The sequence below is a fragment of the Kitasatospora sp. NPDC096147 genome, assembly GCF_044763225.1.
Lineage (GTDB): Bacteria > Actinomycetota > Actinomycetes > Streptomycetales > Streptomycetaceae > Kitasatospora.
The window spans coordinates 325,852-336,616 of sequence record NZ_JBIWFX010000004.1; the positions used below are offsets into that span (position 1 = coordinate 325,852).

A 10,765-nucleotide genomic window follows, 5' to 3' on the forward strand; every position below is an offset into this window, starting at 1 on the left:
GGGGCGCGGCCCGGAATCACGCCCAGAGCCGCAGCCCGGCGGTCAGTTCGCGGACGCAGCGTGCGGCCAGCTCGGCGGCCTGTTCGGGCGGGGTGTCCTCGGCGGCCCAGGTCTCGGTGGCGACCCGCATCGCGGTGTTCGCGGCGGCGGCGGCCAGCCGGAGTTCCAGCGGGTCGGTGCCCGGCGTGGCCAGGGCGGTGAGGACGGGCACCAGGGCGAGTTCGGACTCGTGGTGGACGCGGTGCCAGACCGCCAGCAGGTCGGGTTCGGCCGGGGCCTGGCGGAGCAGGCCGCGGACCCAGCCGAGCACCTCGGGCGGGAAGTCGGCGGACGGGGCCATCGCCTGCCGGGCGGACCGCTCCAGTGCCTGGGGGAGCGTCAGCTCCGGCGGGCCGAGCGCGAGTTCGCTGATCCAGTGCCGGACACCGGCGGCCAGCAGCGGGGCGACGGCGTCCTCCTTGGTGCGGAAGTAGCGGTAGAAGGTGCGCAGCGAGACCCCGGCGGTGCGGGCGATCGCCTCGGCGGTGCAGCCGGCCGCGCCGTGCTCGGCGAACAGGCGGGCGGCGGCGAGCGCGATCTCCTGCTGGGTGGCGGCCTTGCGGCGTTCGGTGAGGGAGGGGCGGTGGTCGGACACCCTCCGCAGTCTAGCGGCGGGAGCTGCACGACCGGCCCAGTAGGCACGAGATGCATGGTTGGCACAACGTGCCACCCAGGCGTACCGTGAACAGCGAGATCCGGAACGACCAGCAGGAGAGCACCATGAACCGCTTCGACGGCCGCCGCGTACTGATCACCGGCGCGGGCTCGGGCATCGGCCAGGCCACCGTCCGCCGCGTCCTGGCCGAGGGCGGCACCGTGGTCGGCGCCGACATCGCCGAGCCGGGCCTGGCCGCCACCCGCGAGCTGGCCGCCGCCGACGGCACCGACGGCCGCCTCACCACCCTCACCCTGGACATCGGCCAGGAGGCGTCCGTGGTCGAGGGCGTGGCCCGGGCCGTCGACCTGCTCGGCGGGCTGGACGTGCTGGTGAACGCGGCCGGCATCCTGCGCTCCGAGCACACCGACCGCACCGGCCTCGACCTGTGGGACACGGTGCTCCGGGTCAACCTCACCGGCACCTTCCTGATGACCCGTGAGGCGCTGCCCGCACTGCTCGCCTCCGGCCGCGGCGTGGTGGTCAACTTCAGCTCCACCTCGGCGAGCTTCGCCCACCCCTACATGTCCGCCTACGCGGCCAGCAAGGGCGGCGTGCAGTCCTTCACCCACGCCATCGCGGTGGAGTACGCCAAGCAGGGCCTGCGCGCGGTCGCCGTCGCCCCCGGCTCGATCAGCAGCGGGATGACCGACGCCTCCGGCGCCAGCGGCCAGAACCGGGGACCGGGCCTGCCCGCCGACGCCGACATGTCGCTCTACGCCAAGCTCACCCCGGCGCTGCAGTCCGACAGCGCGTACAACTTCGCCGGTCCGGAGACGGTGGCGGGCGTGATCGCCATGCTCGCCTCCGACGACGGCGCCTTCGTCACCGGCACCGAGATCCGGGTGGACGGCGGCACCCACGCCTGAGCCGGTCCACGCACCACCCGACACACCGGCCGGGGTAGCGCCTGACGGACCGTCACGCCCGTGATGATGTGAATCGTCCCGAGCGAGAGGCGGTGCCCCGTGCCGGACCGGGTGCTCAACGGGCTGCGGCTGGCCTTCGGCCTGCTGACGGCCGCCGCCCTGGGCTTCCAGCTGTACCGGCTGGGCACCCAGGGCGGTTCCGTCGGCAACTTCTTCAGCTACTTCACCATCCTCAGCAACGTGCTCGGGGCGGGCGTCCTCCTGGTCGGCGGCTACCGGGGCCTGCGCGGCGGCGGCCGGGTCCCCGACCTGCTGCGCGGGGCCGCCGCGCTCTACCTGACGATCACCGGCCTGGTCTACCTGGTCGCCCTCCAGGGCCTCGGCCTCGGGCTGACCCTGCCCTGGGTGAACGACGTGCTCCACCGGGCGATGCCGCTGGTGGTGCTGGCGGACTGGCTGCTCGACCCGCCGCGCCGCCGGATCGACCCGCACCGTGCCCTGCGCTGGCTGCTCTTCCCGCTGCTCTACCTGCCCTACACGCTGCTCCGGGGCCTGGTGGTCGACTGGTACCCGTACCCCTTCCTGGACCCCGGGCGGTCCGGCGGCTACGCCCGGGTGGCGGTCGCCTCGGCGATGATCACCGTCGCCTTCCTGGGGATCGGCGCCCTGCTGGTGGTGATCGGGAACCGGCTCGGGGAGCGGAAGCGGAGTCGTACGGGCTGACAACCTTTCACCGGGGCCGCCGCGTCTGTCCGTCGTGAGTCGAGAATCCGAGGACGCCGCCTACGCGGCATTCGTCGAGGCCGCCTGGCACCGGCACCTGCGCACCGCCACGCTGATCACCGGCGACCGGCACCGCGCCGAGGAGCTGCTCCAGGACTGCCTGGTCAAGCTGTACGTCCGCTGGCGCCACACCGTCACCGACGACCCGCACGCCTACCTGCGCCGGATGCTGGCCAACGGCCACGTCAGCTGGTGGCGGCGCCGAAGGCGCGAGCTGCTGACCGACACGCCGCCCGACGGCGTGGCGCAGGTCGTCTTCCCCGACGGGACGGAGGAGCTGCGCCGCGCCCTGCTCGCGCTGCCCGAGCGGCAGCGGGCGGTGGTGGTGCTGCGCCACGTCGAGGACCTGTCGGAGAAGGACACCGCCGCCGCGCTGGGCTGCTCGGTCGGCACGGTGAAGAGCCAGAACTCCCGGGCGATGGCCCGGCTCCGGACCACCCTGACCGGCCACCTGGAGGCCACCCGATGAGCACCGAACAGGACCGGGCGGACCGGGCGGTCGCGGTCGCGCTCCGCGAGCTGGCGGACCGTCAGGAGGTGACCGGCCCGGTGCCGGTGGACGAGCTGCTCCGCCGCGGGCGCCGCGGGCGCCGGCTGCGGGCCACCACCCGAGTGGCCGCGGTGGCGGTCGGGATCGGAGCGGTGGCCACAGCCGTGTCCGTGCTGCTGCCGACCCCGCCGACGTCCCTCCCCGGGCTGCCGTCGGAGCCTCCGGCGGCACACAGCGCCCCCCCGACGGGCGGCCCCGCCGTGCCGAGCCCTTCGGCCACGGCGCCCGCGAGCGCTCCGCAGCTGCAGGAGGCCTTCCGGGCCAGGCTGCCGCCCCGGCTGACGGTCACCGGGACCTCCGGCCCGTCGGTCGGGGCGGCGAGCGCGTACGAGATCAACGTGGGTTGGTCGCTCCAGGTCGGCGCGGCCCGGGGCGACGCCCGACTCCACGTGAGCCGGTGGCCGGTGAACCGCCCGGCCGACCGGCCCCGGTGCACCACCCCGGGCTGCACCGACACCGACCTGCCGGACGGCGGGCGGATCAGGGTCTACCTCCCCGCACAGGCGGCGAACGGCAGGCAGTACTGGGAGGTCAGCCGACTGCGTCCGGACGGCACGCAGGTGACGGTCTCCTCGAGCAACGTTCCGGGCCCGGGGGACGGGCGCGAGCCTGCTCCGAACGCCCCGCTGCTCACCGAGGCGGAGCTCACCGCGCTGGCCGGGGAGCCGGCATGGCACCAGGCGGCCCTGACCCTCGACCCGAGGCCGGTCTCCTCGTCGCCCCGGACGGATCCCTAGCGCACCCCCGCCGCCCGGAACAGCCGGCCGGAGTCCGGGTGGTCGGCGGTGACGGCGGTGGTGATCCAGAGCGTGCCCGCGTCGTCGAAGGCGCAGGCCGTGGCACGCGGGACGGGCACCTCGACGGTGGCCAGCCGGGTGCCGGTGGGGGAGAAGCAGTGCACGGCCGAGCCGCCCCAGAAGGCCACCCAGAGGTTGCCCTCCGGGTCCAGGGCGAGGCCGTCCGGCTCGCCCGGGTACTCCGCCAGGTCGAGCACGCGGACCTGCGGCCCGAGCGGACCCTGTTCGGGGTACTCGTAGAGGGTGGCCCGCTTGGCCGGGCTGTCGACGTGCCAGAAGCGGTCCGGCTCCGGCCAGCCGAGGCCGTTCGGGATGGCCAGGCCGTCGAGCAACTGCCGGACGCTGCCGTCGGATTCGCGGCGGTAGAGGCGCCCGTCGGTGTGCGGCACGGCTCGCCGCATGGTGCCCGCCACGATCCGGCCGAACGGGTCGACGGCGCCGTCGTTCATCCGGCGGTCGGGCTGATCGGCTTCCACCGGCGTGTTCAACTCCGGTATTCCGGAGCCGAGTTCGAGGGTCTCGAAGCCCCGCTCGGTGGCCAGCAGCAGGCGGTCCGGTCCGGCCGGAGCCAGGCAGCCGGGGGTGACGTCCAGGCGCAGGCCGTCGGTGTGGCCGGTGGCCGGGTCGAGCCAGCGGATCTCCTGGTCAGGGATGCCGAGCCAGTACAGCCGCTGCGCCCCGGCGTCCCAGCGGGGGCCCTCGCCCAGGGTGAGGCGGTGGCTGTCGGCGGGTTCGGCGCGCATGGGGCTCCTCGGGGCGGCGGGGGGAGTCGCCCCGCACCGGTGCCGGTGCGGGGCGGTCGGGTGGTGGTGATCAGTCGAGCGGTTGGACCACCGGCTCGTCAACTGCTGCGACCGTCCGGCCTGCCGGCCCACCCGGCGGCCGCCGGCCGGTGGCCTCCGCGACCCGTCGCCGCTCACCCTCCGGCCGGTGGCCCCGATGGCCGGTCGCCGCTCACCCGGCGGCCGCCAGGTGGGCCAGCGGGTCGGAGAACCAGGCGTTCAGGAAGACGGCGGCCGAGGCCAGCACCAGCGAGTGCTCGCCCAGGCCGGAGGGGATCAGCCGGTCGGCTGCGGCCAGGCCGAGGGTGCTGTGGCGGACCAACTCCGCCCGGACGTCCGGGAGGTACTCGGGAGTGTGCAGCGGGCCACCGGAGAGCACCAGCAGCTCGGGGTTGACCAGGTCGAGCAGCACCGCCGCCGCGCGGCCGAGCGAGCGGGCCCGGGTGCGGAGCAGTCGGATCGCCCCGAGGTGGCCGTCCCGGGCCAGCCGGACCAGCGTCTCGAGCGGCTCGTCCGGTCCCATCAGCCGTGCCTCGCGGGCGAGTCGGAGGACCGAGCCGTCGGCCAGCGCGGCCTGTAAACAGTCCGAGGCGCCGCAGTCGCAGGGCGCTCCCTCGACGCCGGGCAGCCGCAGGTGGGCGATGCCGCCGGAGGCCGAGCGCGGGCCCCGGTGGATCCGGCGGCCGACGGTGAAGGCGGCTCCGACCACGTTGCCGACGAAGAGTTCGAGCAGGCTCTCGGCCCGCTGCCCGGCGCCGTACCAGCCCTCGGCCAGGGCGAGTGCGCGGACCAGGCCGTCCAGCCGGACGGGCGGCGCCAGCCGGGCGGTGAGTTCGGCGTGCAGCGGGACGTCGTGCCAGCCGAGCGGGCCGTGCTCGACCACCGTGCCGGCCTCGGTGTCGACCCAGCCGCCGGTGGAGACGCCGACGCCGAGCAGCCGGCGGTGGGACTGCCAGGACGTCAGGTCGGCCAGTGCCTCGGCGAGTTCGCCGACCAGCTCGCGCGGGTCGGTGGAGCCGTGCGGCACGGCCCACTGGGCCAGCACCCCGCCGCGCAGGTCGACCAGGCCGAGGGTGGAGCGGAGCGTCCCGATGTGCACCCCGGCCACCGCCGTCTCCTCGACCGGGAGGTCCAGTGGAATGCGTGGCCGGCCGGTCGCGCTGGGGCCCAACTCGGGTTCGAGCTCGACCAGTTGGCCGCTGCCGGCCAGGCGGCCGGTGAGCCGGGAGATGGTGCCGGCCGACAGGCCGGTGAGTTCGGCGATCCGGTGGCGGGGGATCGGGCCGTGCGCGAGCACGGTCCGCACCACGGTGGCGGCGTTGTGCCGGGCGCTCTCGGCGGGCGCCGCGCGGTCGGTCGGTGTCGTCATGGTGGGGGCTGCTCTCGGTCCGAGTTAATTTCGTAGGGAAAGTTAATCTCGCCCTAGAAGGAAGGACAACCCCCGCCGGGCTCCGCCATCGACCGCAACACGGCGCAACGAAGCCGCAACACCCGCTCCCACCAGGCGAGATGGTGTTTGACAGACCGGCTCGCGGTCACCACGATGATGCCCATGCACCGAGCCGCAGTTCGAGCGGCCGACGAGCGAGCGAAGGAGGAGCGATGACCGTCCGTACGTCCCGTACCCCGTCCGCCTCCTGTCCGTGTCGCCGCTGTACCCGCTGACGCCCCGTCGCGTCCGTTCACCACACCTCTTCCCGCCGGGCTTCCGCGCCGCCGGCACGTTCTCCGTGCCCTGCGCTGCCGCCGTGCCCGGCACCCCCATTCACCAGAACCGAGGGACCGTCATGACCACTGCCGTCACCACGCCCGACGCCACGACCGACACCACCCTGGCCATCACCCCCGCCGCCGGCCGGATCGGCGCGATCGTCCACGACGTCAAGCTCGGCGGCGACCTGCCGGCCGGGACGGTGGCCGCGATCGAGGCCGCGCTGTACGAGCACAAGGTGCTGTTCTTCCGGGGCCAGCAGCACCTGGACGACGCCGGACACGAGGCGTTCGCCCGCCTGCTGGGCCAGCCGGTGGGGCACCCGACGGTGCCCAGCGCGGACGGCCGGTACATCTTCGAGCTGGACGCCACCAAGGGCGTGCGGGCGAACAACTGGCACACCGACGTGACCTTCGTGCCGTCCTACCCGAAGGCGTCCATCCTGCGCTCGCTGGAGCTGCCCCCGGCCGGTGGCTCCACCGTCTGGGCCAACACGGTCGCCGCCTACGAGGACCTGCCCGCCCCGCTGAAGGCGCTGGCCGAGAGCCTGCGGGCGGTGCACACCAACGACTACGACTACGCGGCCTCGCTGGCGCTCACCCCCGAGCTGGCGGACAACAAGGAGGTGGCCGAGCTGTTCCGCTCGGTCTTCGTCTCCACCGCCTTCAAGACCGAGCACCCGCTGGTCCGGGTGCACCCGGTGACGGGGGAGAAGACCCTGCTGCTGGGCGCGTTCGCGCAGAAGATCGTCGGGGTCTCGGGTGCCGACAGCCGGGCCCTGATCACCCTCTTCCAGCGCTACGTCGAGCGCCTGGAGAACACCGTCCGCTGGGACTGGTCGGTCGGCGACGTGGTGATCTGGGACAACCGCGCCACCCAGCACTACGCCGTCAACGACTACGGCGACGAGCCCCGCCTGGTCCGCCGGATCACCCTGGACGGCGACCTGCCGGTCGGTCCGGACGGTGTGCCGAGCCGCCTGCTGGAGCCGGCCGACCCGCCGGCCGTGGCCGGCATCGTCCCCGCCGAGCAGCTCGAAGCCGCCGTCAACTCCTGATCCCGGCAAGCCCCTTGGTGCCGTAACGACGGCAGCTCCGGCTGCCGTCGTTACTTTCACCACCGAAAAAACCGATCCCCCACGAAGGACACCGAACGATGACCACGCTCTCCCGCCGCTCCCTCCTGCGCGGCTCCGTCGCCGCGGCCGGCCTGCTCTCGCTCGCGGCCTGCCGCTCGGCGGCCGAGAGCGCGAGCTCCGCCGCTTCGCCGTCCGGGGGCCCGCGCCGCGGCGGCACCCTCGCCGTCGCCACCACCATCGACTTCACCCCGAGCCTGCTCTTCGCCCAGAGTGCCAACACCCTGGTGCAGCGCCTGGTCTTCAACACCCTCACCCGCTACGACGACCAGCTCAAGCCGCAGCCCGAGCTGGCCACCTCCTGGCAACTGGCCGCCGACGGCAAGGGCATCACCTTCAAGCTGCGCGACGACGTCACCTTCCACAACGGTCGCAGGTTCACCGCCGACGACGTCATCTTCGCCATCAAGAACCTGCAGAACCCGGTCCGCTCGGCCCAGTTGAGGACCACGGCGGCCACCGTCACCGAGTTCACCAAGAACGGTGACCACGAGCTGACCCTCACCCTGGCCCACCCGGTCAGCAACCTCTTCGACCTCTTCGAGTTCATGATCATCACGGACTCGGCCACCGTCGAGGACGCCGTCGCGGGCAAGCAGCTGATCGGCACCGGCCCGTTCGTCTTCGGCAAGCGCACCCCCGGCTCCTCGATCACCTTCACCCGCAACGAGAAGTACTGGAACCCGGGCCGCCCCTACCTGGACGGCGTGGAGATCCGGGTGATCCCGCAGGCCGACTCGCTGGTCGCCTCGCTGAAGACCGGTCAGAGCCACCTCTCCTACAGCGTGCCCGGCAAGGACCTGGCGGCGCTCAAGTCCTCCGGCCAGTTCCGGCTCACCCCCTACGACACCGGCTCCGGCGCCTTCTACGTCGGCGTCAACGTCACCTCCGAGCACGTCAAGGACAAGCGGGTCCGCCAGGCCATCTCCTGGGCGGTGGACCGCGAGCGGCTGGTGCAGCAGGCCCTCGGCGGCTACGGACTGCCCTCCGCCGCGCCGTGGCCCAAGTCCTCGCCCGCCTACAGCGACGCCAACGCCACCAGGTACCGCCACGACCCGGAGAAGGCCAGGCAGTTGCTCGCGGAGGCCGGCGTCTCGGGCATCTCGCTGCCGTTCGCGCACTCCAACACCCCGGACGGCATCGCCATCGCCCAGATCATCCAGCACGACCTCAAGCAGGTCGGCATCGAGACGGTGCTCCAGCCCACCGACTCGCCGACCATGCAGAAGCAGCTCATCTCGCAGACCATGCCGGCCCTGTGGACCCTCGGCCACGGCTTCGCCCAGCTCCACCCGGCCACCCTGGCGGTCAGCGCCTACCCCTTCAACGAGGCCAAGAACAGCTCGCACTTCACCTCGCCCGCCTACACCGACGTCGTGCAGCGGGCCTGGAAGCGGCCGGACGCCGACAGCCCCGAGGCCAAGGCGCTCTACCAGCAGATCACCGACATCCTGCTGGACGAGGAGTTCGTCATCGACCTGGCCATCGGCGGCCAGATCGAGGTGGCGGGCAAGGTGCAGGGAGCCACGCTCAACAAGTTCACGTACCTGAACCTCGACGACGCCTACCTGACGGCCTGACGGATGCGTACCTTCCTGCTGAGGCGACTGCCCTCCGGCCTGCTGGTGCTGGCCGCCGCCTCCTTCCTGATCTTCGCCATCCTCCGGCTGATCCCCGGTGATCCGGCCACCACGCTGGCCGGGCCGGACGCCGGCCCCGAGGCGGTCGCGGCGATCCGCGCCCGCCTCGGGCTGGAGCAGCCCTTCCTCTCCCAGTACCTGACCTGGCTCGGTGACCTGCTCACCGGCAACCTCGGCCCCAGCTACGCGATCGGCGGCGAGGTGGCCACCCTGATCGGCGACGGCCTCGGCGCCACCGTCGAACTCACCGTGGGCGCACTGCTGTTGGTGATCCTGATCGGCCTGCCGCTCGGAGTGCTCGGCGCCACCGTGCGGCGCGGCCCGGTGGCCGCCGCGATCCGGGCCTTCACCACCACCGTGCTGGCCGTGCCGCCCTTCGTCACCGGCGTGCTGCTGGTGCTGGTCTTCGCGGTGACGCTCCGGCTGCTCCCGGCCGGGGGCCACGAGTCGATCCTCGACCAGCCCGACATCGGCCTGCAGTACCTGCTGCTGCCCGCCTTCTGCCTCGCCCTGCCGAGCGCCGCCATCCTGGCCCGCTACCTCAAGGACGGCCTGGAGCGGGCCCTGGCCGAGGACTACGTCCGCACCGCCACCGCGCTCGGGGTCTCCCGCCGCCGGATCGTCTGGCGGCACGCGCTGCCCAACGCGCTGCCGCCCGCCGTCACCGTGCTCGGCCTCCAGGTCGGCCAACTCCTCGGCGGCGCCGTGCTGGTGGAGGCCATCTTCGCCTGGCCCGGCCTCGGCCAGCTGGCCGAACAGGGGGTGCTGCGCCGGGACTACCCCGTGGTGCAGGACCTGCTCCTGCTGCTCGTCGCCGTCTACGTCGCGGTCCAGCTGCTCACCGACCTGGTGTACACCTGGCTGGACCCCCGGATCAGGTGGGAGTGACCCTGATGACCACCGCCTCGCTCTCCGCCGTCGGCGCACCCCGCCGCCGGCACCTCCTCCCGGCGGGCCTGCACACCCTGCGCGGCACCACCGGCCTGGCCCTGGTCGGGCTGGTCGTACTGGCCGGGCTGCTCGCCCCGCTGCTCACCTCCGCCGACCCGCTGGCGCAGAGCGCGCTGGCCCTGGCCGGCCCGAGCGCGGACCACCCGTTCGGCACCGACGACCTGGGCCGCGACCTGTTCAGCCGGGTGCTGCACGGCATCCGGGCCGACCTGCTGATCAGCGTGATCGCGGTCCCGGCCGGTGCGGTGCTCGGCTGCTCGCTGGCCCTGCTGGCCGCCACCTCGCGCGGCGCCGACGTGGCCGTCCAGCGGGTCTTCGACCTGCTGCTCGCCTTCCCCGGGCTGATCCTCGCGCTGGCCGTGACGGCGGTGCTCGGGCCCGGCCGCTGGCCGGTGGTGATCGTCATCGCGCTGGCCGAGATCCCGGGCTTCGGGCGGCAGTTGCGGGCCGGCATCCTGGTCCAGCGGGAGCGCGAGTACGCCCTGGCGGCCCGGCTCGGCGGGGCCTCCAAGGCCCGGGTGCTGCTACGGCACGTGCTGCCGAACGCCACCGACCCGCTGATCGTCCAGGGCGCCATCGCCTTCTCGCTGGCGGTCTTCATCGAGGGTGCGATGAGCTTCCTCGGCGTCGGGCTGCGCCCGCCGGAGCCCTCGCTCGGCGGCATCCTCAGCCAGTCGATGGCCTACCTGTCGAGCCACCCGACCTTCGCCGCCGCGCCGTTGGTCGTGGTCACCGCGCTGGTGCTCGGCTTCACGCTGATCGCGGAGGCGCTGAACGAAGGGATACGACGATGACGGTGCGGACGCCCGGCGGCGGGCCGGGAGCGGGGGAGTCGCACGCTGCCCCGCCGGTC

Annotated in this window: 11 protein-coding genes; 8 read left to right on the plus strand and 3 right to left on the minus strand. The window is 73.6% G+C overall.

Annotated elements, in window-relative coordinates:
* Positions 1-16: 16 nt before the first annotated feature.
* Positions 17-634 (minus strand): TetR/AcrR family transcriptional regulator, encoded by a 618-nt coding sequence (locus ACIRBX_RS15680; RefSeq protein ID WP_402296972.1) that lies wholly within the window; start codon positions 632-634, stop codon positions 17-19.
* A gap of 125 nt (positions 635-759) precedes the next feature.
* On the opposite strand from ACIRBX_RS15680, the gene ACIRBX_RS15685 reads away from it, so the two are divergent.
* The 4 genes from ACIRBX_RS15685 (at position 760) to ACIRBX_RS15700 (ending at position 3,633) form a co-directional block, all read left to right on the plus strand.
* Positions 760-1,563 carry an SDR family NAD(P)-dependent oxidoreductase gene (locus tag ACIRBX_RS15685; RefSeq protein WP_402297621.1) on the plus strand — a complete coding sequence of 268 codons (804 nt, stop codon included), beginning with the start codon at positions 760-762 and terminating at the stop codon, positions 1,561-1,563.
* Between the two features lie 99 nt (positions 1,564-1,662).
* Positions 1,663-2,286 carry a Pr6Pr family membrane protein gene (locus ACIRBX_RS15690; protein ID WP_402296975.1) on the plus strand — a complete coding sequence of 208 codons (624 nt, stop codon included), beginning with the start codon at positions 1,663-1,665 and terminating at the stop codon, positions 2,284-2,286.
* A 34-nt stretch (positions 2,287-2,320) separates the two neighbouring features.
* The gene (locus tag ACIRBX_RS15695) at positions 2,321-2,815 is read left to right on the plus strand and encodes a SigE family RNA polymerase sigma factor (protein WP_402296977.1); all 495 of its coding nucleotides are present in this window, start codon (positions 2,321-2,323) and stop codon (positions 2,813-2,815) included.
* On the plus strand, positions 2,812-3,633 hold the full coding sequence (locus tag ACIRBX_RS15700; RefSeq protein WP_402296979.1) for a hypothetical protein: 822 nt from the start codon (positions 2,812-2,814) through the stop codon (positions 3,631-3,633). The genes ACIRBX_RS15695 and ACIRBX_RS15700 overlap by 4 nt, the downstream gene beginning before the upstream one ends.
* Here the strand turns inward: ACIRBX_RS15700 and ACIRBX_RS15705 are convergent.
* The gene (locus tag ACIRBX_RS15705; protein ID WP_402296981.1) at positions 3,630-4,436 is read right to left on the minus strand and encodes an SMP-30/gluconolactonase/LRE family protein; all 807 of its coding nucleotides are present in this window, start codon (positions 4,434-4,436) and stop codon (positions 3,630-3,632) included. The genes ACIRBX_RS15700 and ACIRBX_RS15705 overlap by 4 nt on opposite strands.
* 211 nt (positions 4,437-4,647) lie before the next feature.
* Entirely contained in the window at positions 4,648-5,844 is a 1,197-nt protein-coding gene (locus ACIRBX_RS15710; RefSeq protein WP_402296983.1) for an ROK family protein, read from the minus strand.
* Positions 5,845-6,262: 418 nt separating this feature from the next.
* Between ACIRBX_RS15710 and ACIRBX_RS15715 the strand changes: the two genes are divergently transcribed.
* The 4 genes from ACIRBX_RS15715 (at position 6,263) to ACIRBX_RS15730 (ending at position 10,706) form a co-directional block, all read left to right on the plus strand.
* A complete protein-coding gene (locus tag ACIRBX_RS15715) occupies positions 6,263-7,243 on the plus strand; it encodes a TauD/TfdA dioxygenase family protein (RefSeq protein ID WP_402296985.1) in 981 nt (326 codons plus the stop codon).
* Positions 7,244-7,341: 98 nt separating this feature from the next.
* Positions 7,342-8,901, plus strand: coding sequence for an ABC transporter substrate-binding protein (locus ACIRBX_RS15720; protein WP_402296987.1), 1,560 nt, complete (start codon positions 7,342-7,344; stop codon positions 8,899-8,901).
* 3 nt (positions 8,902-8,904) lie between these two features.
* Positions 8,905-9,849 carry an ABC transporter permease gene (locus ACIRBX_RS15725; protein WP_402296989.1) on the plus strand — a complete coding sequence of 315 codons (945 nt, stop codon included), beginning with the start codon at positions 8,905-8,907 and terminating at the stop codon, positions 9,847-9,849.
* 5 nt (positions 9,850-9,854) lie between these two features.
* Complete coding sequence (locus ACIRBX_RS15730; protein ID WP_402296991.1) at positions 9,855-10,706, plus strand: ABC transporter permease; 852 nt, start codon at positions 9,855-9,857, stop codon at positions 10,704-10,706.
* Positions 10,707-10,765 lie beyond the last annotated feature (59 nt).

What these genes read in the sequence shown, in the direction of transcription:
- ACIRBX_RS15685 (WP_402297621.1), top strand. Translation starts at nt 760, where the DNA reads ATGAACCGCTTCGACGGCCGCCGCGTACTGATCACCGGCGCGGGCTCG.
- ACIRBX_RS15700 (WP_402296979.1), top strand. Translation starts at nt 2,812, where the DNA reads ATGAGCACCGAACAGGACCGGGCGGACCGGGCGGTCGCGGTCGCGCTC.
- ACIRBX_RS15705 (WP_402296981.1), bottom strand. Translation starts at nt 4,436, where the DNA reads ATGCGCGCCGAACCCGCCGACAGCCACCGCCTCACCCTGGGCGAGGGC.
- ACIRBX_RS15710 (WP_402296983.1), bottom strand. Translation starts at nt 5,844, where the DNA reads ATGACGACACCGACCGACCGCGCGGCGCCCGCCGAGAGCGCCCGGCAC.
- ACIRBX_RS15715 (WP_402296985.1), top strand. Translation starts at nt 6,263, where the DNA reads ATGACCACTGCCGTCACCACGCCCGACGCCACGACCGACACCACCCTG.
- ACIRBX_RS15720 (WP_402296987.1), top strand. Translation starts at nt 7,342, where the DNA reads ATGACCACGCTCTCCCGCCGCTCCCTCCTGCGCGGCTCCGTCGCCGCG.
- ACIRBX_RS15725 (WP_402296989.1), top strand. Translation starts at nt 8,905, where the DNA reads ATGCGTACCTTCCTGCTGAGGCGACTGCCCTCCGGCCTGCTGGTGCTG.
- ACIRBX_RS15730 (WP_402296991.1), top strand. Translation starts at nt 9,855, where the DNA reads ATGACCACCGCCTCGCTCTCCGCCGTCGGCGCACCCCGCCGCCGGCAC.